The 25588-nt window shown below is 69.6% G+C and carries 28 protein-coding genes; 18 read left to right on the top strand and 10 right to left on the bottom strand.

Translation table 11 applies throughout. The features are described from left to right. Window positions 1-2: 2 nt before the first annotated feature. Window positions 3-587 (bottom strand): isochorismatase family protein, encoded by a 585-nt coding sequence (locus ACFMRZ_RS10155; protein WP_400178880.1) that lies wholly within the window; start codon window positions 585-587, stop codon window positions 3-5. A gap of 141 nt (window positions 588-728) precedes the next feature. Here ACFMRZ_RS10155 and ACFMRZ_RS10150 point away from each other — a divergent pair, with 141 nt between their 5' ends. Continuing rightward, window positions 729-1742: a GlxA family transcriptional regulator gene (locus ACFMRZ_RS10150; protein ID WP_400178878.1), complete on the top strand. Its 1014-nt coding sequence runs from the start codon at window positions 729-731 to the stop codon at window positions 1740-1742. A 4-nt stretch (window positions 1743-1746) separates the two neighbouring features. Here ACFMRZ_RS10150 and sigJ read toward each other — a convergent pair whose 3' ends face one another. Further along, window positions 1747-2637 carry an RNA polymerase sigma factor SigJ gene (gene sigJ, locus ACFMRZ_RS10145; protein ID WP_400178877.1) on the bottom strand — a complete coding sequence of 297 codons (891 nt, stop codon included), beginning with the start codon at window positions 2635-2637 and terminating at the stop codon, window positions 1747-1749. Between the two features lie 135 nt (window positions 2638-2772). On the opposite strand from sigJ, the gene ACFMRZ_RS10140 reads away from it, so the two are divergent. After that, complete coding sequence (locus ACFMRZ_RS10140; protein WP_400178876.1) at window positions 2773-3363, top strand: NADPH-dependent FMN reductase; 591 nt, start codon at window positions 2773-2775, stop codon at window positions 3361-3363. Next, the gene (locus ACFMRZ_RS10135; protein WP_280275101.1) at window positions 3360-3845 is read left to right on the top strand and encodes a nuclear transport factor 2 family protein; all 486 of its coding nucleotides are present in this window, start codon (window positions 3360-3362) and stop codon (window positions 3843-3845) included. The genes ACFMRZ_RS10140 and ACFMRZ_RS10135 overlap by 4 nt, the downstream gene beginning before the upstream one ends. Window positions 3846-3847: 2 nt before the next feature. Here the strand turns inward: ACFMRZ_RS10135 and ACFMRZ_RS10130 are convergent, their stop codons facing one another. After that, the gene (locus ACFMRZ_RS10130) at window positions 3848-5239 is read right to left on the bottom strand and encodes a lipase family protein (protein WP_400178875.1); all 1392 of its coding nucleotides are present in this window, start codon (window positions 5237-5239) and stop codon (window positions 3848-3850) included. Window positions 5240-5542: 303 nt separating this feature from the next. On the opposite strand from ACFMRZ_RS10130, the gene ACFMRZ_RS10125 reads away from it, so the two are divergent. Continuing rightward, window positions 5543-6634 (top strand): alpha/beta hydrolase, encoded by a 1092-nt coding sequence (locus tag ACFMRZ_RS10125; RefSeq protein WP_400178874.1) that lies wholly within the window; start codon window positions 5543-5545, stop codon window positions 6632-6634. A gap of 14 nt (window positions 6635-6648) precedes the next feature. Here the strand turns inward: ACFMRZ_RS10125 and ACFMRZ_RS10120 are convergent, their stop codons facing one another. Next, on the bottom strand, window positions 6649-8235 hold the full coding sequence (locus ACFMRZ_RS10120) for a glycosyltransferase family 39 protein (protein WP_400178873.1): 1587 nt from the start codon (window positions 8233-8235) through the stop codon (window positions 6649-6651). A 512-nt stretch (window positions 8236-8747) separates the two neighbouring features. On the opposite strand from ACFMRZ_RS10120, the gene ACFMRZ_RS10115 reads away from it, so the two are divergent. Further along, window positions 8748-9350: a pentapeptide repeat-containing protein gene (locus tag ACFMRZ_RS10115; protein WP_400178872.1), complete on the top strand. Its 603-nt coding sequence runs from the start codon at window positions 8748-8750 to the stop codon at window positions 9348-9350. A gap of 123 nt (window positions 9351-9473) precedes the next feature. Beyond that, a complete protein-coding gene (locus ACFMRZ_RS10110; RefSeq protein WP_400182819.1) occupies window positions 9474-10160 on the top strand; it encodes an arsenate reductase ArsC in 687 nt (228 codons plus the stop codon). Between the two features lie 19 nt (window positions 10161-10179). Here ACFMRZ_RS10110 and ACFMRZ_RS10105 read toward each other — a convergent pair whose 3' ends face one another. Further along, window positions 10180-10527: a hypothetical protein gene (locus ACFMRZ_RS10105; RefSeq protein WP_280275096.1), complete on the bottom strand. Its 348-nt coding sequence runs from the start codon at window positions 10525-10527 to the stop codon at window positions 10180-10182. Window positions 10528-10678: 151 nt separating this feature from the next. Then, entirely contained in the window at window positions 10679-12361 is a 1683-nt protein-coding gene (locus ACFMRZ_RS10100; RefSeq protein WP_400178871.1) for a hypothetical protein, read from the bottom strand. A 175-nt stretch (window positions 12362-12536) separates the two neighbouring features. Between ACFMRZ_RS10100 and ACFMRZ_RS10095 the strand changes: the two genes are divergently transcribed. Continuing rightward, on the top strand, window positions 12537-13361 hold the full coding sequence (locus ACFMRZ_RS10095) for a DUF72 domain-containing protein (protein ID WP_400178870.1): 825 nt from the start codon (window positions 12537-12539) through the stop codon (window positions 13359-13361). A 6-nt stretch (window positions 13362-13367) separates the two neighbouring features. Here ACFMRZ_RS10095 and ACFMRZ_RS10090 read toward each other — a convergent pair whose 3' ends face one another. Next, window positions 13368-14027, bottom strand: coding sequence for a TetR/AcrR family transcriptional regulator (locus tag ACFMRZ_RS10090; protein WP_400178869.1), 660 nt, complete (start codon window positions 14025-14027; stop codon window positions 13368-13370). Window positions 14028-14189: 162 nt separating this feature from the next. Between ACFMRZ_RS10090 and ACFMRZ_RS10085 the strand changes: the two genes are divergently transcribed. Further along, a complete protein-coding gene (locus ACFMRZ_RS10085; RefSeq protein WP_280275092.1) occupies window positions 14190-14411 on the top strand; it encodes a hypothetical protein in 222 nt (73 codons plus the stop codon). 4 nt (window positions 14412-14415) lie between these two features. Next, window positions 14416-14748, top strand: a complete 333-nt coding sequence (locus ACFMRZ_RS10080) for a hypothetical protein (RefSeq protein ID WP_280275091.1) — start codon at window positions 14416-14418, stop codon at window positions 14746-14748. A 12-nt stretch (window positions 14749-14760) separates the two neighbouring features. Here the strand turns inward: ACFMRZ_RS10080 and ACFMRZ_RS10075 are convergent, their stop codons facing one another. Next, a complete protein-coding gene (locus tag ACFMRZ_RS10075; protein WP_400178868.1) occupies window positions 14761-15306 on the bottom strand; it encodes a DUF2165 domain-containing protein in 546 nt (181 codons plus the stop codon). Between the two features lie 217 nt (window positions 15307-15523). Here ACFMRZ_RS10075 and ACFMRZ_RS10070 point away from each other — a divergent pair, with 217 nt between their 5' ends. The 6 genes from ACFMRZ_RS10070 (at window position 15524) to ACFMRZ_RS10045 (ending at window position 21336) form a co-directional block, all read left to right on the top strand. Further along, complete coding sequence (locus ACFMRZ_RS10070; RefSeq protein WP_400178867.1) at window positions 15524-16636, top strand: hypothetical protein; 1113 nt, start codon at window positions 15524-15526, stop codon at window positions 16634-16636. Window positions 16637-16727: 91 nt separating this feature from the next. After that, a complete protein-coding gene (locus tag ACFMRZ_RS10065) occupies window positions 16728-19070 on the top strand; it encodes a molybdopterin oxidoreductase family protein (RefSeq protein WP_400178866.1) in 2343 nt (780 codons plus the stop codon). An 89-nt stretch (window positions 19071-19159) separates the two neighbouring features. Then, window positions 19160-19801, top strand: coding sequence for a flavodoxin family protein (locus ACFMRZ_RS10060; RefSeq protein ID WP_400178865.1), 642 nt, complete (start codon window positions 19160-19162; stop codon window positions 19799-19801). 21 nt (window positions 19802-19822) lie between these two features. Then, window positions 19823-20287 (top strand): CinA family protein, encoded by a 465-nt coding sequence (locus tag ACFMRZ_RS10055; RefSeq protein WP_280275087.1) that lies wholly within the window; start codon window positions 19823-19825, stop codon window positions 20285-20287. 141 nt (window positions 20288-20428) lie between these two features. Further along, a complete protein-coding gene (locus ACFMRZ_RS10050; protein ID WP_280363175.1) occupies window positions 20429-20848 on the top strand; it encodes a helix-turn-helix transcriptional regulator in 420 nt (139 codons plus the stop codon). A gap of 125 nt (window positions 20849-20973) precedes the next feature. Further along, window positions 20974-21336 (top strand): hypothetical protein, encoded by a 363-nt coding sequence (locus tag ACFMRZ_RS10045; protein ID WP_280363177.1) that lies wholly within the window; start codon window positions 20974-20976, stop codon window positions 21334-21336. Here the strand turns inward: ACFMRZ_RS10045 and ACFMRZ_RS10040 are convergent. Then, window positions 21330-21977: a TetR/AcrR family transcriptional regulator C-terminal domain-containing protein gene (locus tag ACFMRZ_RS10040; protein ID WP_400178863.1), complete on the bottom strand. Its 648-nt coding sequence runs from the start codon at window positions 21975-21977 to the stop codon at window positions 21330-21332. The two genes, ACFMRZ_RS10045 and ACFMRZ_RS10040, sit on opposite strands and share 7 nt — an antisense overlap. A 95-nt stretch (window positions 21978-22072) precedes the next feature. Here ACFMRZ_RS10040 and ACFMRZ_RS10035 point away from each other — a divergent pair, with 95 nt between their 5' ends. Further along, complete coding sequence (locus ACFMRZ_RS10035) at window positions 22073-23569, top strand: FAD-dependent monooxygenase (RefSeq protein WP_400178862.1); 1497 nt, start codon at window positions 22073-22075, stop codon at window positions 23567-23569. Between the two features lie 2 nt (window positions 23570-23571). On the opposite strand, the gene ACFMRZ_RS10030 is transcribed toward ACFMRZ_RS10035, so the two are convergent. After that, window positions 23572-24318 carry a PAS and ANTAR domain-containing protein gene (locus tag ACFMRZ_RS10030; protein ID WP_400178861.1) on the bottom strand — a complete coding sequence of 249 codons (747 nt, stop codon included), beginning with the start codon at window positions 24316-24318 and terminating at the stop codon, window positions 23572-23574. Window positions 24319-24447: 129 nt separating this feature from the next. On the opposite strand from ACFMRZ_RS10030, the gene ACFMRZ_RS10025 reads away from it, so the two are divergent. Next, window positions 24448-25104 (top strand): SRPBCC family protein, encoded by a 657-nt coding sequence (locus ACFMRZ_RS10025; protein ID WP_400178860.1) that lies wholly within the window; start codon window positions 24448-24450, stop codon window positions 25102-25104. Beyond that, window positions 25104-25535, top strand: coding sequence for an ArsR/SmtB family transcription factor (locus ACFMRZ_RS10020; protein WP_400178859.1), 432 nt, complete (start codon window positions 25104-25106; stop codon window positions 25533-25535). Before ACFMRZ_RS10025 ends, ACFMRZ_RS10020 begins: the two co-directional genes overlap by 1 nt. Window positions 25536-25588 lie beyond the last annotated feature (53 nt).

The following is a 25588-nucleotide window of genomic DNA, read 5'->3' as shown; positions in this document are numbered from 1 at the left end:
GGCTAGCCGAGTTCCTCCTGCGAGGAGACGACGACCCCGTACAGATCGGAGATGGTGGCCAGGGCGCTGTGATGCACTTGGTCGGCCGTCAGGTCGGCGCCCGCGACGGGCAGCGAGCGAGTCGCCGTGGCCTCCGCGACCACCGTGGGCCGGTTGCCGCGCAGGAAGGCGCCCTGCGCGGTGAACGTCACGCACATGTGCGTCATCCAGCCCGCGATCACCACGTCCCCGCCCGCCGGAACGTGCGTCTCGAGATCGGTGTCGTGGAAGGCGTCCGGGGCGTGCTTGACCACGACGGGCTCACCCTCGATCGGCGCGAGGCGGGGATGGATCGCGCCGATCTCGGAGCGGATGTCGTAGGGCGTGCCGGGCCCGCCGTCATGGATCACGTGCACCACCCCGGCGCCTTCCCGGCGTGCGCGCTCGAGCAGGCGAGCGGCGGCCTCGAGCGCGGCTTCCCAGCCGTCGAGTTCCATCACGCCCCGGGTGTAGGTGTTTTGGAAGTCGATCAGGAGCAGGGTCGAATCGGCCAGTTTCGCCGGCGTCTGGTCGAGGCCGTGGACTTCGCGCAGGGTGGTTCGGGACATGGGAAAACCGCCTGGAAATAGTAGGGAGGGGGAGCGGCGCGCGGGGTGCGTCGGCCGTGATCACCACGGTATGCACCGCCGCGGATGTCGGCAATGACGTATAACATGCAGATACCGACATCCTCGGGCGAAGGAGTTTCCGTGCCGCACCTGCCGCGCCGCCGTATCGTCATCGTCGTCTTCGACGGCGCGGACCTTCTCGATATCACCGGTCCCCCAGAGGTTTTCGGCCTCGCTCGGCGCGAGACCGAGGAGGCGGCGGGTTACGAGGTCGTGCTGGCCGCGCGCACCCTGGACCCCGTCACCACCGGAGCCCGCGTGCGGATCCTGCCCGACATCACCTTCGACTCCGCCGCGGCGGAGCCCATCGATACGCTCGTCGTGCCGGGTGCCGTCGAGACCGACGGCGCGGGCCGGGTCCGCCCCGTCATCGATCCCGATCTGGTGGCCTGGGTGCGCAAGCTCGCCGACCGCGCGCGCCGGGTCGCCTCCGTGTGCGTCGGCGCCCACCTGCTCGCCGCCGCCGGGCTCCTGGCGGGCAAGCGCGCCACCACGCACTGGTCGACCGCTCGCCAACTGGCCCACGACCATCCGGAGATCGAGGTCGACGCCGACCCGATCTTCATCCGGCACGGCGACGTCTGGACCGGCGCCGGAATCAGTGCGTGCCTGGACCTTTCGCTCGCCCTCATCGCCGACGACCTGGGCGAGGACGTCGCCCTGCGGGTGGCGCGGCAGCTCGTCATGTACCTCAAACGCCCCAGCGGGCAGAGCCAGTTCAGCATCCCGCTGGATCAGGTCTCCACCACCAGGCGCATCGAAGACCTGCGCCACTACATCCTGCGCCACCTGGCCGAGCCGCTCACCGTGGCCGACCTCGCCGCGTACGCCCACGTCAGCGACCGTCACCTGACCCGGCTGTGCAAGACCGAACTGGGCACGACGCCGCACGCCTACATCGAATCGCTGCGCGTGGAACAGGCTCGCCGCGAACTGGAAAGCTCCGATGAGACGCTCGACCGCATCGCCGCCCGGTGCGGCTTCGGCACCACCGACACCCTCGTCCGAGCCTTCCGCCGCCGGCTGAACACCACCCCGACCGACTACCGCCGCCGATTCCGGACGACCACACCGCCGCGCGTAACCGCCTCCTGACGGTTCAGTCGGTGATCCAGGCCCGCAGCTTGTCCGGGTTGCGGATCGCCCAGATGCGGGTGATCCGGTCGTCGGCGATGTCGAAGGCGTAGACCGAGACGATGGCGCCGTTCTGCTGCGCCACCAGGCCGGGCTGGCCGTTCACCGTGCGTTCCACCAGGGTGACCTCCGGGGCGCGGGCGGCGATCTCGATCCAGGTGCGGGCGATCTGCTCGCCGCCGTCGATCGGGTGCAGGAAGGCCGGTGCCAGGCCGCCGCTGTCGGCGGTCGCGGTGGCGTGCGGGTCGAGCAGGCCGATCAGCGCCTCGATGTCCCGGGTTTCCCAGGCCCGCTTGAAATCTCGGACCACCTGGGCGCGTTGCGGTGTCGCCGGGCCCGGCGCGGTGCGCAGGCGGCGGCGGGCGGAGGAGGCGAGCTGGCGGCAGGCCGCCGGAGTGCGCCCGACGATGCCGGCGACCTCGGCGAAGGAGTAGCGGAATACGTCGTGCAGCACGAATGAGACCCGCTCGGCCGGTGTCATGGCGTCCAGCACGACGAGGAAGGCCATGCTGATCGACTCGTCGAGGGTGACCCGGTCGGCCGGATCGGCGGGCGCCGGACCGCCGAGCCAGTCGGCGCGGTCGGGCACCGGCTCCGGAATCCATTCGCCCACATAGCGTTCGCGCCGGGCGCGCGCCGAGCCGAGCAGATCGAGGCAGATGCGACTGGCGACGGTGGTCAGCCATGCGCCCGGTGTCGCGACCTCGCGCCGCTGCGGTTCCGACAGCGCGTACCAGCGTGCGTAGGTCTCCTGCACCACGTCCTCCGCCTCGGCCAGCGAGCCCAGTAGCCGGTAGGCGAGATTGATCAGCTGGCGGCGCTCGCTGATCACCGCGCGTAGGTGCGGGTCGGTCATGGTTCGGCTCCTTCGGTCGATGCGGCCCTCACCGATACGACGAAATGGCGACCCGGACTGTGAGGCGGCCTGACATTCCGGCGGGCCGCGTCGTCGGAAGGTCGTGACACATTCAGCAGAGCAGGAGTTCCGGCCATGACGAATATCGGCATCATCCTCGGCAGTACCCGGCCCAACCGCAACGGCCCGCAGGTCGCCCGGTGGGTCCGGGACACGGCCGCGCGGCGCGGCGACGCCGAATTCGAGTTGATCGATCTGATCGACCACCCGCTGCCGCATCTGGACGAGCCCGTGGCCCCGATGTTCGGGCCGTCGGCCCATGAGCACACCCGCGCCTGGGCCGCGCGGATCGCCCCGTTCGACGGGTTCGTGATCGTGACGCCCGAATACAACCATGGCGCGCCCGGCGTGCTGAAGAACGCCATCGACCACCTGTACGCGGAGTGGGTGGACAAGGCGGTCGGGTTCGTCTCCTACGGGGTCAGTGGCGGCGTGCGCGCGGCGGAGCAGTTGCGGCTGGTGTGCGGCGGACTGGGTATGGCCGTCGTGGGCCGCCAGGTCGCCCTCTCGGTGCTCACCGATTTCGAGAACTACACCACCTTCGTGCCCGGCGACCAGCACGAGACGGCCCTGCACGCGCTACTGGATCAGGTCATCGCCTGGACCGACGCGCTCGCGCCGCTCCGGCAGGCCGACCGGATCGACCCGGTAGGAGCCCGATCATGATGAGCCACAACGACTTCCGGTCACTCGCCGATCACGTCGAGATCGAGGCGCTGCGGGCCGCGTTCCCCGACGCGGTGATGATGCGCGACTTCGACCGCCTGGCGGCATTGTTCACCGACGACGCGGTGCTGCGGATTCCCGACGCGCGCATCGAGGTCGCCGGTCGCGCCGCACTCCGCGACACCATGCCGCGCATGCAGGACGCCTGGGAGTACTTCGTCCAGCACACCCATCCCGGCGTGACCGAGATCGAGGGCGACACCGCCACCGGCCGCGCCCACATCTGCGAGTTCGGCCGCCTGCGCGGCGGCAGTTCGCATCTGAACTACGCCATCTATCACGACCGCTACCGGCGGACCGCCGACGGCTGGAAGTTCGCCGAACGCACCTACGAGATCCGCTATCTCGACAACTCGCCCCTGCCGGGCTCCCCGCCGGGCGCCGACGGCATCGACGTGGACGCCATCACCGGTCAGGGGTGACGCTACGAATGCCCCGTGGACGGTACCGCGGGGCATTCGTCCGGCGCGGGCTCGCCCCGTAACCGTTGATCGAGCCAATCGATGGCGCCCGGGAAACCGGCGAGCAGGCCGATGACATGTTCGCCGGGCACCTGCCGGGAAACGGCGGGAATTCCCCGCGCGCACTGCTCCCGATACAGGGCCTGGGATTGTTGGGCGGGAATCCAGATGTCGTGCGCGCCGTGATATATATACAGCGGCGCACCGGATGTGCGATCCCGCAGATCCGATTGCCGGAAGATTCGATCCGCGATATCGCTGCCGAGCGGATCGGCGGTATTGGCGGCGACCTCGATCGGAATTCCGGTGACGCCGAGCGGGCCGTTGCTGTCGCCGCAGGTGTCTTTGATCGGCGAGGTCGCCAGCCATTGCCCGAGATGGTTCATATACCGCAAGATGTCCGGGTGCTCGCGGGCCATCGCCGCGGCCACCACCAGCAGAATGCCGGAGGCCATATTCCCGTTGAAAGCGTGCGCGATCGCGCGGTAATCGGTGACGAGTCCGCCCACCGCCGCGCCGACCAGTACTCCGGCCAGTTCGGGCGCGTACTCGTGGAGCAGCATGGTGGTGGCGTAGGCGGCGATCGCACCGCCGGAGTAACCGCCGACGGCGAACCGGCTGTCGCCGAACTCGTCGGGCGCCACGGCCCGCGTCGCGCGGACGGCGTCGAGCACGACGTGCCCGGCGACGGTCGGTTCGGCGTAGGACATCCACGGGCCCTCGTGATCGGGGATCAGCACCGCGTATCCGCGACTCAGCCCCCACCAGGTGGTGGGCGGGAACAGATCACCGGCGCTGAACTTGCTGTGCAGGCCGTGTGCCATGGCGTAGCCGGGCGTGCAGCGCAGCCCCAGCGAGTTGATCGGCAGGGCGTTGATCAGAACCGGGCGGTCGCCTCCGCCGGTCCATTCGGCGGCGGGGATCACCAGCGTCGCCGTGCCGAACGACGGCACGCCCGACGCGGCGGTCGTCCGGAACTTCACCAGGAGCGCGCGCCGGATCGGCACCACCGACAGCGGCGCGGCCGTCGCCGTCACGTCCCGCCATTGGATGATGTCGCCGGGGTCGCGCCCGTCGAGGTCGGCGGGCCAGGTGTCGAAGATCGGATCGTTCGCCGGTGGCGACAGCACGCCCCGCCACAGCGCCGACAGTTCCGGCGTCAGCTCCGCGCCGGGCGGCGACGGCGCCTGCGGCAGCAGCGGCGGCGGGACGGTGCGATCGATCCAGTCCTGAAAACCGTTCGGGGAGGCAGGTTCGCCCTCGTCCGCGCCCGCGGGACCTTGTTGTGTCAGCAGGAGACATGCGGCCAGCAGGCCGACCGTAATTGCTCGTAATGATCTCGATGGTCCCCACATAGTTTGCGCGCTCCCGGCCTCGGACGGACACCACCCTCGCCTATCCGGACTCACGGTAATCGCCACATATGTGTCCACCTAACGCACACGCGGATTCGGTGGACATCACGGTCGGAGCGGAAACCGCGTGAGGATATAGCACTGCGGTTGCTGGACGCTCCACGAAATCCGCCGTTGTGGCATCTACCCGTGCACACCGCGCCCGGTTACCGAGAATTCTCAGAACCGTGGGCGGAATCTTGCCGGTTCGCGTGCGCGCGGCCTAGCGTCGGCGCAGTCGGGTTCCGGCAGGGAGGTCGTCGTATGAGTGTCCGCGCACGGCAACGCCCGGTCCGCCGCGCGTACCCGGGGCGGCTGGCCGTGCTGTGCTGCGCCGCCGCGTTGACCTGTGCGAGCGGCCCGGCGGCGGCCGACCCCGCGCTCGACACACCGGTGCCAGTGCGCGCGCTGGCCGCCGCGGAACCGGCCGACGACGGCTCCCGCCTGCTCACCGCCGTGCAGGGTCCGGGCCGCGTGGTCGACCTGACCGTGCACTCCGCGGCCATGGGACGCCCGCTGACCGTCGAAGTCCTTCCCGCAGCGGATATTTCGCAACCCGCGCCGACGCTGTATCTGCTCAACGGGGTCGACGGCGGCACCGATACCGGCGACTGGCGCGACGGCAGCAACTGGCTGACGAAGACCGACGTGGCCGAGTTCTTCGCCGATAAACAGGTCAACGTGGTCATCCCGATCGGCGGTGGGGGCAGCTTCTTCGCCGACTGGCGCGCCGACGATCCGGTGCACGGCCGGCAGCGTTGGACCACCTTCCTCACCCGTGAACTGCCGCCGGTTATCGACTCGGCCTTCCACGGCAGCGGCGCCAATGCCATCGCCGGTCTGTCCATGGCGAGTATCTCGGTATTCCAGCTGGCGCTGGCCGCGCCGGGGCTGTTCCGCGCGATCGGCTCCTACAGCGGCTGTGCGCGCACCAGCGACCCGATGGGTCAGGTCATGGTCGACGCCATCGTCACCGCCCGGCGCGGCAATACGCTCAATATGTGGGGGCCGCCGACCGACCCCGCCTGGGCGGCCAACGACCCGTACCTGCACGCCGCCGAACTGCGCGGCACCGCTCTCTACGTGGCCAGCGGCAACGGCGCGCCGGGCCCGCTGGACACCCTCGCCGGACCCGGTATCCACGACAACCCGGTGAAACTGATCGATCAGCTCGTCATCGGCGGACTGCTGGACGCGGTGGCCGGGCGTTGCACCGCGCAGTTGCGAGACAGGTTGCGGGAGCTGGACATTCCCGCGACCTTCGACCTACGACCCAACGGCACACATTCGTGGGGCTACTGGCAGCAGGATCTGCACACTTCGTGGCCGGTGCTCGGCGCGGCCCTCACGGAGTAGATGGGCCGCCGTCGTCAGCGCACGGTGCCGTCGACCATCGGCAGCGTCCGCATTCGCGGCCATGCCCGCGACCACGGCTCGCTCGGAAACCCGCAGTGCCACAGGGTGACTCCACGGTCGACGCTGGGGAACCCGAGCCGCTCGTCGATCCGCGCCACGGGCGTGGCCGCCGCGAACTCCGTCCGTAGCGCCGTGCGTGGATCGTCGACTCCGACGTAGAGCACGGTCGAGGCGCTGTCCGGCGGGGGACCGAAGTAGCCGTAGCCACGGTTGGGGCTGTACACGCGGGGGAGGGTGTCCGAGCCGAATCGTTCGAGAGCCGCGGCCTGCCAATAGTTCTGGGTGACGATCACCAGGTCGCGGCGTTCCTCGGGTGGTATGCGGCGCACCGCCTCCGTGACCGTCGTGACCAGCCGGTCCCAGCCGCTCGAGCCGTAAAGTCGGCTGCGCCAATCGATCTGGGAGTACTTGTCGGTCGGCTCGGTCATCCGGGCGGTGGGCAGCGGCAGCACCAGCACCGCGGTCACGGTCACCGCGGTGGCCAGCGCCAGGAGCCCGGCGCCGGCCGCCCGCACGCGCCGGGACAGCTCACGATCGCCCAGGTACACCGCACCGGCGGCGAACAGCCCGGGAAAGGCCCCGGCCACGAAGTACGGCCGCAGGCCGCCGGCGACCACGCCGACCAATCCGATCGCGACCATCGGGATCACGAAACGGTAGTGCCGCAACCGATCCCAGCGCAGTCCGGCCCACATGCCCACCAGCAGCAGCAATCCCAGCGGCCCGGTCACCTGGACGATCTGCATCGGCATGCCCGCCAGGCCGCTGGTCGCGAGTTGCTCCGCGCGGACCACCGCGCCCATCGCCAGCTGCGGCCAGCCGTGGGCCTGCTGCCACCGCACGGTCGGTATCGCCGAGGCGACCAGTAGCGCCGACCCGCCCCACCAGGCCGGGCGCCGCAGCATGTCGCGGGGGCCGAAGACGGCCACGCCCACCGTCAGACCCGCCCACACGATCGGAACGAGCCACTTCACCTGAAAGTCCACGGCCGCAACCAGTCCGGCCAGCAACAGCAGACGATCGGAGCGGGTGCGCACCCAGCGGATCCACAGCCACGCCACGAGCCCGGTCAGTGTCACGTCGACGGCGAAGGTGCTCAGCATCGCCGACTGTGTCACCGCCATGGGCGTGGCGGCGTACGCCGCGGCCGCCAGCGCCTGCGGCCCTCGACCGCCGCCGAACTCCTGCGCGACCGCCGCGCTGAGCAGAATCGCCACCACGGTCAGCAGCACCGCGGGCAACCGTAGCAGCACCGCCGAACCCGGAGCGAGGAGATCCGCGGCGGCCGCCAGCAGCGGCACGACCGGCCCTTGATCGGCATACCCGAACGCCGGACGATGGCCTGCCGCAATGAAATACAGTTCGTCGCCGCCGAGGGGATAGCGCCCGACCCGAGCGGTGAACAATGCCGCCGCGAGTGCGGCGACGAGGCCGGCCTCGCGCCAGGCGAAAGGCGGAACCGCTGCGGGCGCGGACCGCGCCCCGGCCGGGGCAGCGACGACCGTACTGCGGTCCCGCGCGACGACATCGCTGTCCGGCATAACGTTTCCTCCCCAATTCGGATGTGCGAAAGCACCTAAATTCCGGTCCGAAATCATTCGGTGTGCACACGATGACGACGTGTCGGCGAATCACACCGGCGCGCTGCCTCACCAGTGCCCGTGCGATGCCGAAAAGCGAAGTGCCAGAGAAGTACTCGGAAATTTCTCGCGGTGTGATCGTAATACTCCCGTGATGACCGGAGAACGGGCCGAGCCGAAAACCTGCCACCACACAACCTGTCGCCACCGCGGCTGTGAGGGTGCACCACGCGCGAAACGGCCCTCCTCACAGGCTGTCCGCTGGCATGATGGTCCGCCGATGTGCCTCGAGATGGACCAGTGACGGTATCGAGCAGGCAGGAACAGCGATGCGAGACAGGATGTCACCACGTCAGGTTCGGGTCGCGGGAACCGGCCGGTCCCTGCGCAGACCCGAACCCGTTCGCGGGCAACGGATCACACATACCCTGCATCGGGTACTGGTCTGGAAGGGCTGGACGAACCTCGTCGCGATGGCGACCACGATCGCGGCGATCGGCGCCCTGTGGTTCACGGGGCAGTCCTTGCGCGCGACGAAGGATCAGTACGCGCTGTCGCAGCAGACCGTCGTCACCGATCGTGTGCACAAGGCCGTCGAACACCTGACCGTCGACAAACTCGAGGCCCGGCTGTCCGCCGTCTTCCTGCTGGAACGGCTGGCCAAGGATTCTCCCGCGGACCACTCGACGATCTATTCGATCCTGGCGTCGTATGTGCACACCCAATCGCCGGTGTGGAAGTGCCGGCTCGTGGGCAAGCCCGGCGAGCCCGGCAGGCTGGAATACGATGTGCAGACCGTGATCACGGTGATCGGCCGGCGCTACACCCCGTACGACACGGCGACAACGGAGATCGATCTCGGCGAGACCTGCCTGATCGGTGCGCGCCTACGGGGAGCCGACCTGCACCGGGTCAATCTGGCCGGAACGAATCTCGCCGGCGCCGACCTCAGCGGCGCGAATCTGACCGGCGCGAATCTCGCAGGGGCGGATCTGTCGAACGCGCGCTTGGACGGCGCCGACCTCACCGGCGCAAATGTGGCTGGCACCATCCTGTCTCGCGGCCCGGGCACGTAGGTCCCCGGTGCCAGGGACTCCGGACACCGACATTACGGCCGCGGGTGGCCAATAGGTCCGAAACGGTTCATCTGGGTTTTGTTGTCGCGGAAGGTCATCGGTGTCACGCTGGGTGACGTGGCTATGTCCGAGCGGACCCTCCGGGCCGGATACGCCGAGATCACACCGGCGTACCGACTCCTCGATATCGTGCACGCCACCGCACTCGCCCGCGCCGAACGGCGGCTGCAGCGTGAGTTCACGATCCTGTTCGACGCCAACACCATTCACCGTTTCCTGCACGACTCCTACGCGCAGATCGGGGCGCAGGCGCCGGTGAAGCTCTACCTGCCGCTGCTGGCCGAGCGCTTCGCCCGCCAGCAACTGCACGCCCGCGCCAAGGTGGAGGGCCGCGTCGAGCACGCCATGCCGGTGGTGCTGTTCCTCTGCACGTTCAACGCCGGCCGCTCGCAGATGGCGCTGGGCTTCTTCGAGCACTATGCGCAGGGCCGGATGCTGGCCTGGTCGGGCGGATCGGAACCGAGCGGCGCGCTCAACCGGGCGGCGGTCGCGGCCATGGCCGAGGTGGGCATCGACATCTCCCACGAATTCCCGAAGGCCTGGACCGACGAGATCATCCGGGCCGCCGACGTCATCGTCACCATGGGCTGCGGCGACCTGTGCCCGCAGTTGCCCGGTGTGCGGCACGAGGATTGGATCGTGGACGATCCGGCCGGATTGCCGGTGGCCGAGGTGCGGCCCATCCGCGACGAGTTGCGCTGTCGCGTGATCGACCTGCTGACCGGCCTGGGCCTCACGATCGCCGCGTGACCGCCGCGCACTCGCCGGGCTAGCGGGACGACCGTGAGGAATCCGGCTTGATGCGGCCGTGCTGCACCAGGACCGAGAATGCGACCGCCTTGCTGATGCAGTTGTCCGTCCCGCAATTCAGGTGCCGTTGCATCACGCGATGCGCCTCGCCCACCGTCAACGGGTGGCCCGGCGGCCGATGCATCGAAGAGGGTAGCCACGTGTCCTCGGAAGGGATTTTCCGGCGGGCCGAGGTGGTGTTCCGCGCCGGTGCGCCGGGTAATTTCCGGCGGCGGCCGTCGGCGCGCAGAGCGACCATGTTTATCGCGACGAATGCCGCCAGCAGTGTTCCGGCAACCGCGATGACGGAGAGGGGCCAGTGGAGCATGGCATCGTTCACCTTCTTCCGTGTGGAACGAACTCGACCACCAGTCTCCCGCCCGTGTCACGGCGACCCCTTCTCGGGCATGGGAATGCGCTGTCGCTGAATATTCACTCGCCCGGCGAATCCGGTGCAACTTTCAACTATTCGGATTGATTCACCGCGTGGCGAACTCGGCCAAACGAGTGGATACCACTTCGGGCTGCCCATTGTTCTGATGCTCGGCGGCGGTGAGTACATCCAGGTGGTTGTAGCCGGGCAGAAATATCTGTGTATCGCGTGGATTGCCGGATTCGGCCACCGGGATTCCGCCGCTGCCGTGAAAAGTGAGTGCGGGATGGCGGCCGACGCCGTCGGGGTGCAGGTGCCGCGCCGCGATCGAGGGCGCGGTGCCCTGCTGCAGATCCAGCGCCAGGCGCGACGGGAAGTACCACTCGGTGAAGTCCAGCGGCGGCTCGCAGAGGCTGCGCGCGAGCTGGTCGATCGACGTCACCTCGCTGCCGGGTGTGGTCGCGCCGCCGGGTTCCGCGCCGACGGCGTCGTAGTCGATCCAGTGGTACACCGTCTGCGGGTCGAAACGCGTGGGGGAGACCTTGGGCGCGTCACCGAAGAAGTTCATGGCGATCGGGCTGCGCGCCACCGCGTCCGGCAGCGGAAAGTTCTTGGCGCCCAACGGACCACCGGCGACGAAGCCCGCGCTGGCCTGCAGGAAGCCCAGCGGTTGGGAATTGTCGTCCAGCAGCGCGCCGAGCACGGCTTCGTTGGTGGCCGACAGCGTCCGCACGTCCGGGCTGCCGGTGGCGAACGCGACCGGGTCCTGCGAGAGCAGGGTGCGCAAGGTCAGGGCGATGTTCGGATTGTCGGGCAGGCGACGGACCAGGTCGTTCACGCCCTGCGGGGACAGCCGGGCGGCGAGCCCCGCCAGGGCCAGCAGGTTGGTCGTCTCCGGATTGATCACCGCCGGCAGCGCGAGCACCGGGAGTGCGGTGTCCAGTTGCAGTGACAGACCCTCCAGGCCGGCGGCCACGGCCGGGGGCGGCGACGGAAACTCGAAGCCGCGCAACGAGATTCCGGCCCTGATGCTGGTGTCCAGCGCGAAATGCCCGCCGCACTGGCGGTATCCGGCGTCGTCGGTGGTGGCGGGATCGCCGTCGAAGTCCCAGCCCGCGAAGTAGCCGGTCAGGAATCCGCCCAGGGAGTGCCCGCCACACAACACCTTCCGCTCGCGCAGTGACTGGTCGGGCAGTTCGAGGCGCAGCAGGTCGTACTCGTCGCGCAGGGTCTGGGCAAGGCCTTGGTCGCGCAGCCAAGCCGTGGTGTCACCGGAGGCGTATCCGGCGAAGCGGCGGCCGTCCACCGGCGCGCCGTGGAAGTAGTAGTCCGTCGCGCTGTCGATCGAGCCGGAGCGCAGGGCGGCCCGGGTGCCGGTGTGGTCCTCGAGGCAGTTGGAGCGGCGGTCCAGCGCCCAGAACTCGATGTGCGCGCCGCGTTCGGCCGCCCGCGCGACCGTGTTGCGCGCGACGCTGTCGAAGGCGCCCGCGCCCTCGAAGATGCCGGGCTGCGCGACCAGGACGCGATCGGCGTCGGCCGCGTCCGCCGGCCCGTCCACCGAGCGCCAGCGCAGATACGACAGGCTGTCGCAGGCCGCGGGATGAGCGGGGGCCGCGGCGGGCAGCGGCACCGTCCGGGTCACGACGGTCGCGACCACCGAGGTCACCGGCGCCGAAGAGGTGTAGCCGAGCTCCGTCCGCCCCGGGTCCGCCGTGGCCACCGCGTGCCCGCCCAGGCAGCACACGGCGAGCACCACACACAGCCCGCCCGCCCGATTCTTCCGCGACATCCGACACTCCTTCGCCGACCGGTGACATCGAACCGGACCGCGACGCGCGGCAGGACAGGTGTGGCCGACATGGTCACCATTCACAACAACGTGCCGAAAATGTTGCGCCGGAACACAATTTCCGTCCGGCGCATTTCGTCGCGGACCTCCCTGATTGCCTTCCGCGGACGGGGGAATGGCTCTCGACATGGCACTGTTCGTGGGCACCTCGGGATGGCAGTACGCGGATTGGCGCGGCGTGTTCTACCCCAAGGGCGTCGCGCAGCGGCGCTGGCTGGAGCATTACGCGCGCTCGTTCGCCACGGTGGAGCTGAACGCCGCCTTCTACCGGCCGATGCCGCGCACGAGTTTCGAAGGCTGGCGCGCACGCTCTCCCGGCGATTTCGTCATGGCGGTCAAGGCGACCCGGGTGCTGACCCACAATCGGCGGCTGCTCGATCCGGAGATTCCGCTCGAGCGGATGATCGAGGCGGCCCGCGGCCTCGGCGACAAGCTGGGACCGCTGCTGATCCAGTTGCCGCCCAACCTGCCCGCCGCGCCGGACCGGCTGGCCGCGGCGCTGCGCCTGATCCCCGGCGATCTGCGCGTGGTCGTCGAGCCGCGCCACGAGACCTGGTGGACCGACGAGGTGCGCGCCGTGCTGGAACGCCACAACGCGGCGCTGTGCTGGGCCGACCGGCTGGACCGGCCCGTCACACCGCTGTGGCGCACCGCGGACTGGGCCTATTTGCGCTTCCACGAGGGCACCGGCACGCCGTGGCCCTGCTACGACGAGCGTGTCCTCGCCGACTGGGTGCGGCGGCTGGACGAGACCTGGGACGAGACCCGGGACATCTACGTGTATTTCAACAACGACCCCGGCGGCGCGGCCATCCACAACGCCATCCGCTTCGCGGACCTGGCCCGCGCTACCGGCAGACCCGTGACCCGCACTCCCGCGCCCCTGCCCCCGGCCGTCGACCCGCCGGAGGTGTCCCGGGAGTGGAATACGCCCTGGTGACCGCGCCTACGGCCGCACCGATGACCTGGCTCGCGCGAGTTCGGTGATCGCGCTGGTGGCATGCCGGTCGAAACGCTCCCGCGAAATCTCCAGGGCGCCGTCGAGCCAGGGCCGGTACAGGAACGCCATCGCGCCGAAGATGGCATGCGCGTTGAGGCGGATGTCGGTCTCGTCGGCGGGACTGCGGTGCTGTTCGGTGCCGGCGAGGCTCAGGGCGATGGGCGCGGTGAACTCGACCACGAGTTCGTTGCCGCGCTCCCCGAGAACCCGCGTCGCCTGCGACTCCACGAACATGATGCGGCCGCGGCGCGGATCCTCGTCCATGTAGTCGGTGAAGCGCGCGACGACGTGCGCGAAGATCTCGCCCGGGTCGGGCGGGGCGGTCGTGAGCGCGGCGATCAGCCGGTCGCGGGCGCCCAGCACGACCTCGTCGAGCACCGCCAGCTGCAACTCGTCCAGGTTGGTGAAACTCTCGTAGAAGTACCGCTCGGTCAGGCCCGCGGCGCGGCACACCGCGCGCATCGACATGCCCGCCGCGCCGACGCTGCCCATCAGCTCCAGTCCGGCGTCGAGCAACTGCCGGCGGCGGGTCGCGGTGCGGTCGGCGGGTTCGCGGCCCCGCCAACGTCGCGACTCGCCCCGGGGTTCCTCGGTGGCGGTGGGCATGGCCCGCATCCTCTCACAACCTCGGGCCCGATAAATGTTGACATCACATGCTGTTGACATCATGTGATGTCGACAACTAATCTTCGGAAATTCCCGTGTGATCGGAGCTCACACACAGCTCCACGGCACATTCGGTGTAGCGAGCGTTTCGAGGAGAACGCAATGAAGTTCGGGCAGGCGGCACAATCGCTGGTGTTGAACGTTCTTCGCCCCGGCGGGCTGCTGTCCGCGGTGCAGATCCAGCGGCAGGCTCGCTTGACCAGCTGGAGCACTCGCGCCGCACTGGCACGGTTGCAGGCACGGGGTCTGATCGTCGCGATCCCGTACAAGGGCTGCTGGCAGATCAGCGATCGCGGGCGCGTGACCCCGACGGGTTCGAGGTGAGCCGGTGGCTGCGCTACGGCCGCTGATGTTCGGCTATCTCTGTGACCATCTGGTGGACGACCCGGCCCGCTGGGACGCGCTCATCGCGGAGACCGCGGCCGCCGCGGGCTGCGATCTGGGCGAGGTCTTCCATGAGCAGCGGATGGATTCCGGCCTGCTCCCGCCGCAGTTCCTGGCGCTGATCGACGCGTTGCGCCGCGCCGACGCCCACGTCGTCGCGATACCGGCCGGGCACCTCAGCGGTCACGCGGTACCGGAGATGTGCCTGGTGGATCGGCTGAGGGACGCCGCGGGCACCCGCATTCACGAGATCCGCGAGAGGTCGCTCGCCGGCTGAGCCGCCGCTTCGCTAGTCCGCCGCGCGTGTCTCGGCGCGGCCCGACATGTGCACCAGGATCAGCCCGACGGCCGCCAGCAGGAAGTTCTGCAACGCCGCCGAGGACGCGTTGACCTGCTTGTTCGCCCACATCCGGAACCATTCGCCGCCGATGGTGAGGAAGCCGCCCGCGAACAGCAGCACCGCCATGGTCCAGCCGAGGCTCGACAGCTTGGCCGCCACCGCGGTCCGCGCCGCATTGCGGCCCGCCAGCGCCCACCAGCCCGTGCCCGCCGCGGCGAGCAGCACGAACGCGATCAGATACTCCCAGATCACCACGAGGATGTAAGCGATGAGCAGGACCGTGCCGTTGGTGATCGCGCGCCAGTCCGTGCCGGAATGGTGAATGGTGGCCTGCATCGACAGCACGGCCTCGACCCCGCGCCGATTGGTATCGGTGTCGATGCAGTTGGTGACGGCGACGATCAGGTAGTACAGCCCGGTGATCGTCGCCAGCACCGTCACGGCCGTTTCCCTGCTCCCGGCCATGTCGAGGAATCGCTTACCGCTGAGACTCAATGTCGCCACCTGATTCGACGGGTACCGCTGGAAGGACGGCCGTATCGTACGTCGAAGCGAATCCTCGCGCCATCGGAACGCATTTCGCGCGGCTCGGGATGCTTTGTCGCACAGCGGGTCCGGTGTACGAGGTTTGGCCGCCGCCGCTGCGGATATGCCGGTGCGGACCCGGTCTCGCCCGGGTACGACTGTGGCGGCGCACGCGGAGGGCGGTGACATGACGGCGGACGATCGCGATCGCTCCCGCGAGACAGTGGTGGTCGGCATCCTCGCCGACCCCGACCTCCCCGCCCGGCTGGCCCGGGACCTCGGCCACGCCCTGCCCGGCGTGCTGGCGAACCGCGTCGACGACCGGGTCACCTGGCGGACCGAAGTGGTCGACGATCCGTTCGAGGCCATGTATCCCGACTACGACCGACTGGTGGACAAGGCACACGAACGCGTCCGCACCACCGAGTGGGACCTGGCGTTGTGCGTCACCGATCTGCCGTTGCGCGGCCCGCGCGGGTTCGTGATGGCCACCGTCGACATCGACTCCCGGGTCGCACTCGTCTCCCTGCCCGCGCTCGGCGGCCTGCGATTGCGCCGCCGCCTCACCGACCTGGCGGCGGCCCTGACCGCCCGGATGGAACCCGGCTATCGGCCGGAGACCGGCCTGCTCCAGGACCTCACCCGGCAGCTGGGCTCCCGCGCGGTGCGCGTCGAACGGGCCCGCACCGACCACGAGGTCCACGTGCTCCGTTCCCCGCAGCTCGGGACGGCGCACCTGCTGGCCGGGATGGTGCGGGCGAACCGGCCGTGGCAATTGCTGGTCGGCTTGTCCACGGCACTGGCCGGCGCGATCGCGGGCACCGCGTTCGGGGTGCTCTACTCCTCGATCTGGCAGCTGGCCACCGCGCTGGGCCCGGCTCGCCTGGCGGGGAGCACCGTCGCCGCCCTGTCGGTGCTGACGGTGTGGATCATCGCCGGGCACGGTCTCTGGGAACGCGACGAGAACGTCGGCGCCACAAGCGATCCGGACCGGCGGCTGCGCAACGCGGGCACCGTCGCCACGGTCCTGGTCGGTAGCGCGGCGTTCTTCGCCACCCTGTACCTGCTCACCCTGGCGGCCGTATTGCTCGTCATCCCACCGGATTTCCTCGGCAAGACCCTCGGGCATTCGGCGGGCATTCGCGACTATCTGACGATCGCCCTGACCGCGACGATTCTCGGCACCGTCGCCGGGGCGGTCGGCTCCGGCTTGGAGGACGATACGACGGTGCGCAAGGCGGCCTACAACCACCGCCGCCGAGAGCGCTACCGCTGGGTCGAGCAGCGCGGCGAGAGCTGACTCGCCGCCCGCACCCGGCGCGAGATCGCGGCGGTCGCTGCCGGTTCGCTGCCCGGCGAATGAGCCGGGCGGCGCGGGGTATTCGGCCCGCATGACACAGCACACGCTCGCCCCCGGTGACCAGCTCCGGATCACGCGACCGTGGGGGTCGCGCACACCGTACGGGCCGGGGCAGGACTGGCCCGAACGGGTCGACATGTGTCTCACCGATGGCCTGACCGAAGCCGATGTCGAGCGATGGGTGCCGTCCGCGTCGGTGCTGCACTCCAACGGCGACGCCTTCGACATCGCCGTGCGCGACGGCCGCATCGTCGGCGTCCGCGGTCGCGCGGGCGACCGGATCAATCGCGGCCGACTCGATCCCAAGGACCTGTACGGCTGGCGGGCCACCGCGTCACCGGACCGGCTCACCACGCCCCTCGTCCGGGACGGCGACCGGCTGGTTCCCTGCGATTGGGACACCGCCCTGGACCGGATCGTCGCCCACACCCGCGAACTGCTCGAGACGCGCGGCCCGGAGGCGATCGGCTTCTACACCAGCGGGCAGCTGTTCCTCGAGGAGTACTACACGCTGTCCGTCGTCGCTCGCGGCGGCATCGGCACCAACCATGTCGACGGCAACACCCGGCTGTGCACGGCCACCGCGGCGGAGAGTCTGAAGGAGTCGTTCGGCTGCGACGGTCAGCCCGGCTCCTACACCGATATCGACCACGCGCAGGTGATCGCCCTCTACGGGCACAATGTCGCCGAGACCCAGAGCGTGCTGTGGTCGCGGATCCTGGACCGGCTCGCCGGTCCGCGACCGCCCGCGCTGGTCGTCGTCGACCCTCGCCGGACTCCGGTCGCCGAGCAGGCCACGGTGCACCTCGCGCCGCTGCCCGGAACCAATATGGCGCTGATGAACGCCCTGCTCCGGGAACTGATCGTGCACGGCTGGACCGACCGCGCCTACCTCGACGCGCACACGATCGGATTCGACGACCTGGTGCGAACGGTCGCCGAATGGACGCCGGAGAAGGCCGCGGCCGTGTGCCGCGTCGACGCCGACGACATCCGGCACGCGGCGCGGCTGCTGGGCACGGCCGACCGGCTGGTGTCGACCGTGCTGCAGGGCTTCTACCAATCGCATCAGGCCACCGCGAGTGCGGTGCAGGTCAACAACATTCATCTGGTGCGGGGCATGCTCGGCGCGCCCGGCCGCGGCGTCCTGCAGATGAACGGCCAGCCGACCGCGCAGAACACCCGCGAATGCGGCGCCGACGGCGACATCGCCGGATTCCGCAACTGGGCCAACCCCGACCACATCGCCGAGCTGGCGCGGGTGTGGAACGTCGACTCCGGCACGCTGTCGCACGACGGCCCGCCGACCCACGTCATGAAGATGCTCGAACTCGCCGAATCCGGTGCGCTGCGCATGCTGTGGGTGTCGGCGACCAATCCCGCTGTCTCCCTGCCGGAATTGGCGCGGGTGCGTCGAATACTGGCTCAGCGGAACCTGTTTCTGGTGGTGCAGGACATCTTCCCCACGGAGACAACGGCATTGGCCGACGTCGTGCTCCCGGCGGCGGCCTGGGGCGAGAAGACCGGCGCCTTCACCAACGCCGACCGGACCGTGCACCTGTCGGAGCGGGCCGTCGATCCACCCGGGCAGGCCCGGTCCGACATGGACATCTTCGTCGACTTCGCCCGCCGGCTCGGCCTGCGCGACCGGGACGGGAACCCGTTGCCGGCGTGGACGACACCCGAGGCGGCGTTCCGGGATTGGCAGCGCTGCAGCGCGGGGCGGCCGTGCGACTACAGCGGGCTCGACTACGACCGGCTGCGCGCGGGCGGCGTGCAGTGGCCCTGCACGGCGGATCGTCCGGGCGGCACCGAACGGCTCTACGCCGACGGCCATTTCTTCGCCGCCCCCGACAGCTGCGAGAACTACGGCAAGGATCTGGTCACCGGCGAACCCGTCGACGCGGCCACCTATCGGGCCCGGAATCCGCACGGTAAGGCCATGATCAAGCCCGCTCCCTATCTGGAACCACCGGAACCACCGAGCCCGGAATACCCGATGGCACTCATCACCGGTCGCACGCTCTATCACTTCCACACCCGCACGAAGACCGGCCGCACGCCGCAGTTGCAGGCCGCGGCGCCCGAGGTCTGGGTCGAGATCTCGGCCGCCGACGCCCGCGCCGCCGGGATCGGTGAGACGGACCTGGTCGAGATCACCACGCCGCGCGCGAACCTGCGCGCTCGGGCCCGGCTGTCCGCGATCCGGCCGGGTGTGGTCTTCGTCCCGTTCCACTACGGCTACTGGGACGCCGAGGACCGCGACCATGACCGTGCGGCCAACGAACTGACCCGCACCGACTGGGATCCCGCCTCGAAGCAGCCGTTGTTCAAGACCGCCGCGGCCCGCATCCGCCGCGCGCCCGCGCACTGACTCGCCCGGCGGCGTACCGGTTGGTTGCCGGATCAGCGGGTACGCGCAGGAAGACGGACCGCGCACGATCACGACCGAAGGAGGCCGAGATGACGGCGAACGACCCCGACCCCCACGGCGGCAGCGACACTCGCAATCTCACGGCGGTCGCGCTGGTGTGCACCTTGAAACGCTCCCCGGACCCGTCCAGCAGCGATCTCCTCGCCGAGCAGGTGCTCGCCGAACTGGCCACACACGACGTCGCGGGCTCGGTGGTACGGGTCGCGGACTACGACGTCCGGCCCGGCATCACCGCCGACGAAGGCGACGGCGACCAGTGGCCGCAGATCCGCGAGCGCGTCGCCGCGGCCGATATCGTGCTGATCGCCACGCCCACCTGGGTCGGGCACATGTCCTCGATCGCGCAGCGGGTGCTCGAGCGTCTCGACGCCGAGTTGTCGAACACCGACGACGCGGGCCGCCCGGCGATGTACGACAAGGTCGGCCTCGCCGCGATCGTCGGCAACGAGGACGGCGCGCACAAGATCGCGGCCGACCTGTTCCAGGCGCTCGGCGACATCGGATTCACCATCCCCGCGCAGGGTTCGACGTATTGGAACGACCAGGCCATGGGCGGAACCGATTACAAGGATCTCGACAGCACGCCCGAAGCGGTCGCGAAGACGACCGCCACGCTGGCGCGCAACGCCGCGCATCTGGCCCGCCTGCTGCGCGCCGACGGATACCGGTAGCCGCACGACGAGGGAGGGACCATGGACACCAGCCGCCTTGCCGAGGAGATCGCCGCGGTCGTGCGGGACCGCGGGTCGACGGTCGCGGTCGCGGAATCGCTGACCGCGGGCAGGCTCTCGGCGGCGCTGGGCGCGGCTTCGGGGGCGGGGGACTGGTTCCGCGGCGGTGTGGTCGCGTATTCGACGCAGGTCAAGCGTGCCGTGCTGGGGATGCCGGACTGCTCGCCGGTGTGTGAGTCGGCCGCGGTCGCGATGGCGCGCGGGGTGCGGGAGCTGATGGGCGCGGACATCGCCGTCGCGGTCACCGGCGTCGGCGGCCCGGACAAGCAGGACGGCGAACCCGTCGGCTCGGTGTGGTTCGCGGTCGCCACGCGGGCCGGGGTGCGGTCGCTGCACCGGGATCTCGACGGTGACGCGCCGCAGATCGTCGACGCCACGGTCGACCACGGTCTGGAACTGCTGCTCGACACGGTTCGCGGCAGTTAGCGCCGCGACCGGTTCCTTTCGTCCGATTTGCCCTGTGCTGCTTGCTGATTCGGCATCCTGCCGCGGTGGCGTTTGCTAAGATCGGCGGAACCGGCGTCGGCCGGATCGGGGCACGGTGCGGCGAAGGGAGTTCGGCTGCTCATGACGGCTGATTTCGCCGAACGCCTGAACAAACTGTTCGACATGGTGCATCCGCCGGGACGTAAGCCGCATACCAACGCCGAAGTGTCCGACATGCTCACCACCGCTGGGCACCCCATCTCCAAACCGTATCTGTCCCAATTGCGTTCGGGCCGGCGCAAGAATCCCTCCCCGGAGACCGTCGCCGCACTGGCCCGGTTCTTCAAGGTCGACCCGGCCTACTTCACCGACGACGTCTACGCCGCCAAGATCGACCACGACCTCGAATTGCTGTCCCGCCTACGCGGTTACGGTCTGCGGCGGTTATCGAACCGGGCCTTCGACCTCTCCGAGGAATCACTGAACCTGCTCACCTCCATGGCCGACAAGCTGCGGGCCAGCGAGGGACTGCCGACAACCGATCCCGAGTACGGCGAATAGCGCCTGCACGTGCGCCCGCGGTCCGAATTCGCGGCGAACCCGGAACGCGGCCCGATCCGCCCGCAGAAACAGCGGATGTTTGCTGTCTAGTGACTATTGGCCGAGTGTCCGGTATGTTCCTGGGCATGGCGGATGCTAGCGAGTTGCTCACCTACCAGGTGACGATCTCCCGGCCTGACGACTACGGCGTTTCGTGGTGGCAGGTCGGCAATGCCGGCAGCCCCGCGCAAACTGCCGCGGCGTTGTCCGAGCTGGCCACTCGCTGCGCCCTGGAACTGCCGGCGCCCGCCGGTCACTGCTGGTACGCATGCGATATCCGCCTCGCCGACGACACCCAGGTGGACTACTTCGTCGGCTCGATCCGCACCGCCCAGCTGTGCGACCTGCTCCGCGAGACGGCGGCCCGGATTCTCGATGTGACCTCGGCGGCCTCGCGGGGTGCCGGTGAGGTCGGGCATTCGGTGCCGCCGCGGCGGGGCCGTTACTGACTCGGTGAGCGCACGGCGCGGACCCCGGCGAGGACGACCCGCAGGCCGTGCTCGAATTCGTCATCGGGATCGGTGCCGAAGACGGCGGTGACCATGCGGGCGGCGCGCGGGTAGCGCTCGGCGTCGACGGCACGGGCGAGGTGGTCGGCGTCGTACGGGTTGCCGCGGGTGTACTCGGCGCCGGAGCGGGCCTGTTCCTCGATGACGAAGCCGACCGTGTAGTGCAGCATGATCGGGAAGACCCGGTGCGCCTCGGCGGGCGCGAATCCCGCGTCCTCCAGCGTGCGTAGCGTCAATTCCACTGTGCGCCACATGGCTTCGTCGCTGACGTAGGTGCCGGCCAGCACCTTGGCGCCGTCGCGGTGGCGCAGCATGGCGCGGCGCAGGCGGCTCGCCAGCGCGATCACCCAGTCCTGCCAGCTCTCGCCCTGCCGGGGCGCCTCGACGCCGGTGACGGCGGAGACGAAGACCGCCTGCGCCATCGCGTCGAGCAGTTCGCGTTTGTTCTTCACGTGCCAGTACAGCGCGGGGGCCTGCACGTCCAGCGCCGCGGCCACCTTGCGCATGGTCATGCCGTCGAGGCCGACCTCGTCGAGCAGCCCCAGCGCGGCCTCGGCGATCACCATGGTGTCGAGCTTCACCGCCACCTCTTTCCGTTGGATTGCTTGACAGCTTAACAACGTTCTGGTCTCCTTAACATCGTTAAAGCGAACTTAACGTTGTTAAGGAGACGGTGATGGAGACAACCGATGTCGTGGTGGCCGGTGCCGGCCCGACCGGACTGATGCTGGCGTGCGAACTGCGGCTCGCCGGAGTCGACGTGGTGCTGCTGGACGCGCTGCCCGCCCGGACCGGTGAATCCCGTGCCGGGGGCATTCACGCCCGGACGATGGAGATCTTCGATCAGCGCGGGCTGCTCGACGGGCTACTGGCACAGGGCCGCCCGATCCAGGCGGGGCATTTCGGCGGTCTGCCATTGGATTTCAGCGATCTCGACACCCGTTACCCGTACACGCTCGCGGTCCTGCAATCGGTGATCGAACGGGAATTGGACCGTCGCGCAACGGAATCGGGAGCTCCCGTGCGGTGGGGCGCGCCGGTCACCGGCCTGCGCCAGGACGATGCGGGGGTGACGGTCGAGGTCGGCGGTGCGGCGGAGCCGCGTCGTCTCCGCGCGTCCTACCTCGTCGGCTGCGACGGCGGCCGCAGCGCCGTCCGCAAGCTCGCCGGCATCGATTTCGCCGGAACCGACGCCACCATGACCGGAATGCTGGCCGACGTCGAACTCGCCGCACCGCCGGACGGTCCCGTCTTCGCGCAGCGTCGCGGGGTGGGTGACTTCTCGGTGGTGCAGTTCCAGCCCGGCTGGTACCGCCTCATGGTGCAGCGGTACGACCGGGTGCTGGGGCGTGGCGCGACGCTGAGCTTCGAGGACTTCTACGCGAGCTTCACCGAAATCGCGGGAACCGATTACGGCATGCACGCCCCGCGCTGGGTGTCGCACTACGGAGACGCCGCCCGCCAGGCCGACCGGTATCGCGCCGGGCGTGTGTTCCTCGCCGGGGACGCCGCGCACATCCATTTTCCCGCGGGCGGCCAGGGCCTCAACCTCGGCGTGCAGGACGCGGTGAATCTGGGCTGGAAGCTCGCGATCGCCCTGCGCGGCAACGATTCCGGGGATCTCCTCGACACCTACGAGAGCGAGCGCGCGCCCCTCGCGGCGCGCGTGCTGCACAACACCCGCGCGCAGACGGCGCTGTCGCGGCCCGGTCCGCACACCGACGCGCTGCGCGACATCATGAGCGACCTGATCGGCGCCGATCAGGCGCGGCACCGGCTGGGCCGCATGATCACCGCCCTGGACATCCGGTACGACACCGGCAGCGAGCACCCGCTGGCCGGTCGGCGCGTGCCCGACGTGGACCTCACCACCGACTCCGGCGAGACCCGGGTATGCGAACTGCTGCGCACGGGCCGGCCGATTCTGCTGCGCCGCAACGGGAATCGCGAAACCGATGGGTCCGCCTGGCGCGACCGTATCGATATCGTCGACGTCGCCGTCCGCGACGAGCGCTGGACCGTTCCCGGCATCGGTGAAATCGCCGCGCCTGCCGCCGTTCTCGTCCGGCCCGACGGCTACGCGGCGTGGGTCGCCGACGAACCCGGCGCCGAGGGGCTGGCGGAGGCACTCGGTGCCTGGGTCGGCGGCCGGGTTCGCCGTGAGATCGCTTGACGCTAAGCGGTTTCCGTGTCGGGGTCGTTGTATTTCTGGCCGACGCGGATATGGGCGGTGAGGAGGATGTGGTCGAAGTCGCTGCGGACCGACGGCGGCGGTGGTTGGGCCGTCTCCAGGTCGGCCAGCAGTTGCGCGGACAGATCGCGCAGTTTCACGTTGGTCTCCTGCGACCGCCAGCGGAGCACGTCGAACGCCTGGTGCGCGCTGATGCTGTAGACCCACATCAGTACCCCCTTGGCCTGTTCGATCACGGCCCGCGACTCGTACAGGCCGGGCAGTGTCTCGTCCAGTACTTCCTGCCGCTGCGCGGCGAAGGTGTCGGTGAGATCGAGATAGTAGCCCGCCGTGCCGATCACGGTGCCCGTGTTGTCGATGATGCGGTCGGCGATCACCATGGCCTGGTGTTCCCGGCCCGCGGTGTCGATGAACCGGTGGCGGCTGGAGAACGATCCGCCGGACCGCACCGCCGCCTCGAGGATCTCCTCGACATGCGCGCGGTCCTCGGGATGTTTGTGGGCCAATAGTAGGGCCGTCGTGGGCACGATCTCGCCCGGCGTGTAGCCGTGCATCGCGAAGATCTCGTCGGACCACTCCCACCGCTGGTCGGCGAACCAGAAGCGGAAGCTACCCACTGTCCGCGTCGGCGAGAGGTAGGTGTCTGGGTTGTCGTCGTCCGACGCGTCGACGACTTCCCCGGTCTGCTCCGTCACGGGGCAAGTATTACCGCACCGCCCCGGAAAATCCATTCTCACCAGCACTTTCGCGACACGTTTGCCAGCAGGGGGCGGCGGCCACTGCCAACGCGCGAGGTGGAAAGGGTTCATTTCTGATAGTTCAGCCGCTAATATAAGTGAAAACTTATCAAGGAGGTAGTCATGTCCCTGCTCACCGATCCGGCCGCCATCGCGGGACTGGTGGCCCGCGAGGTCCGCACCGGTTCCCGCGACGGCGCGCCCACCCGCGTCGCCGTCGCCCGCCGCACCTACGGCACCGACCGGGCGGACCTGTGGCACGCGCTCACCGACCGCGAGCGAATTCCGCGCTGGTTCCTGCCGATCAGCGGCGAATTGCGGGTCGGAGGTCGCTATCAGATCGAGGGGAACGCCGGGGGCCTCGTCGAGGAGTGCGAGGAGCCGCGGCGGTTCGCCGTCACCTGGGAAATGGGGCCGCAGATCTCCTGGCTCACGGTCACTCTCACCGCGGACGGGGACGGCACGCAGCTCGAGCTGGTGCACGAGGCGTACGTCGATCCGGAGCTGTGGACGCAGTTCGGGCCCGGGGCCGTGGGTGTCGGCTGGGATCTCGCGCTGATGGGGCTGGGCCTGCATCTGTCGAGCGGGGAACCGGTGGATCCGGCTGCGGGAGAAGCCTTCCCGACGACTCCCGAGGGTTTGGCGTTCGTGCGGACGGCGGCCCGCGGCTGGGCCGACGCGGCCGCCGCGGACGGCGACGATCCGGACACCGCCCACGCGGCCGCCGAGCGGACGGTGTCGTTCTACACCACCGTCCCCGAGGACGATCAGCCGTCCTGATGGGGCTCTCTCCCGCCAAGGTCTTCGAGGCGCTGGCCGACCCCGTCCGGCGCGACATCCTCGAACTCGTCGCCGCCGAGGAGCAGCCCGCGGGAGCCGTCGTGGCCGCCGTGCAGCGCCACACGCGGATCTCGCAGCCCGGCGTCTCCCAGCACCTGAAGGTGCTGCGCGACGCCGGGCTGGTGCTCGTGCGGGCGGAGGGCACCCGGCGCCTCTACGCCCTCGACCGCGCCGGCCTGGAGACCGCACGCGCCTGGCTGGCCGAACTCGCCGACCCACTGGCCCCCTTCGCGCAACCGCTCGACGCGCTCGCCACCGAGGTCGCACGCGGTAAGCGCACCCGCCGCAACCCCACCCACACCACACCGAACACGACAGCCCCCGCCGCCCACCGCGAAGAACCCCCGGACACGAACATCCGCCCCGCATGACCACACCCCGCCCCGTCCCACCGACAATCGCACTACCTCACCGGGTGAGACCG

This window comes from Nocardia sp. N2S4-5 (genome assembly GCF_044628355.1).
Classification (GTDB): Bacteria; Actinomycetota; Actinomycetes; order Mycobacteriales; family Mycobacteriaceae; genus Nocardia; species Nocardia wallacei_B.
This window is presented reverse-complemented; position numbering and strand designations above follow the sequence as displayed.

Bases quoted from the DNA above. Each gene is read 5' to 3' on its own strand.
- ACFMRZ_RS10105 (WP_280275096.1), bottom strand. From the start codon at position 10,527: ATGCTCCACTGGCCCCTCTCCGTCATCGCGGTTGCCGGAACACTGCTG.
- ACFMRZ_RS10030 (WP_400178861.1), bottom strand. From the start codon at position 24,318: ATGGATTTTCCGGGGCGGTGCGGTAATACTTGCCCCGTGACGGAGCAG.
- ACFMRZ_RS10085 (WP_280275092.1), top strand. From the start codon at position 14,190: ATGAAGTTCGGGCAGGCGGCACAATCGCTGGTGTTGAACGTTCTTCGC.
- ACFMRZ_RS10045 (WP_280363177.1), top strand. From the start codon at position 20,974: ATGGCGGATGCTAGCGAGTTGCTCACCTACCAGGTGACGATCTCCCGG.
- ACFMRZ_RS10115 (WP_400178872.1), top strand. From the start codon at position 8,748: ATGGCGACCACGATCGCGGCGATCGGCGCCCTGTGGTTCACGGGGCAG.
- ACFMRZ_RS10025 (WP_400178860.1), top strand. From the start codon at position 24,448: ATGTCCCTGCTCACCGATCCGGCCGCCATCGCGGGACTGGTGGCCCGC.
- ACFMRZ_RS10155 (WP_400178880.1), bottom strand. From the start codon at position 587: ATGTCCCGAACCACCCTGCGCGAAGTCCACGGCCTCGACCAGACGCCG.
- ACFMRZ_RS10065 (WP_400178866.1), top strand. From the start codon at position 16,728: ATGACACAGCACACGCTCGCCCCCGGTGACCAGCTCCGGATCACGCGA.
- ACFMRZ_RS10100 (WP_400178871.1), bottom strand. From the start codon at position 12,361: ATGTCGCGGAAGAATCGGGCGGGCGGGCTGTGTGTGGTGCTCGCCGTG.
- ACFMRZ_RS10135 (WP_280275101.1), top strand. From the start codon at position 3,360: ATGATGAGCCACAACGACTTCCGGTCACTCGCCGATCACGTCGAGATC.
- ACFMRZ_RS10055 (WP_280275087.1), top strand. From the start codon at position 19,823: ATGGACACCAGCCGCCTTGCCGAGGAGATCGCCGCGGTCGTGCGGGAC.
- ACFMRZ_RS10050 (WP_280363175.1), top strand. From the start codon at position 20,429: ATGACGGCTGATTTCGCCGAACGCCTGAACAAACTGTTCGACATGGTG.
- ACFMRZ_RS10120 (WP_400178873.1), bottom strand. From the start codon at position 8,235: ATGCCGGACAGCGATGTCGTCGCGCGGGACCGCAGTACGGTCGTCGCT.
- sigJ (WP_400178877.1), bottom strand. From the start codon at position 2,637: ATGACCGACCCGCACCTACGCGCGGTGATCAGCGAGCGCCGCCAGCTG.
- ACFMRZ_RS10060 (WP_400178865.1), top strand. From the start codon at position 19,160: ATGACGGCGAACGACCCCGACCCCCACGGCGGCAGCGACACTCGCAAT.
- ACFMRZ_RS10110 (WP_400182819.1), top strand. From the start codon at position 9,474: ATGTCCGAGCGGACCCTCCGGGCCGGATACGCCGAGATCACACCGGCG.
- ACFMRZ_RS10090 (WP_400178869.1), bottom strand. From the start codon at position 14,027: ATGCCCACCGCCACCGAGGAACCCCGGGGCGAGTCGCGACGTTGGCGG.
- ACFMRZ_RS10130 (WP_400178875.1), bottom strand. From the start codon at position 5,239: ATGTGGGGACCATCGAGATCATTACGAGCAATTACGGTCGGCCTGCTG.
- ACFMRZ_RS10140 (WP_400178876.1), top strand. From the start codon at position 2,773: ATGACGAATATCGGCATCATCCTCGGCAGTACCCGGCCCAACCGCAAC.
- ACFMRZ_RS10035 (WP_400178862.1), top strand. From the start codon at position 22,073: ATGGAGACAACCGATGTCGTGGTGGCCGGTGCCGGCCCGACCGGACTG.
- ACFMRZ_RS10020 (WP_400178859.1), top strand. From the start codon at position 25,104: ATGGGGCTCTCTCCCGCCAAGGTCTTCGAGGCGCTGGCCGACCCCGTC.
- ACFMRZ_RS10095 (WP_400178870.1), top strand. From the start codon at position 12,537: ATGGCTCTCGACATGGCACTGTTCGTGGGCACCTCGGGATGGCAGTAC.
- ACFMRZ_RS10125 (WP_400178874.1), top strand. From the start codon at position 5,543: ATGAGTGTCCGCGCACGGCAACGCCCGGTCCGCCGCGCGTACCCGGGG.
- ACFMRZ_RS10070 (WP_400178867.1), top strand. From the start codon at position 15,524: ATGACGGCGGACGATCGCGATCGCTCCCGCGAGACAGTGGTGGTCGGC.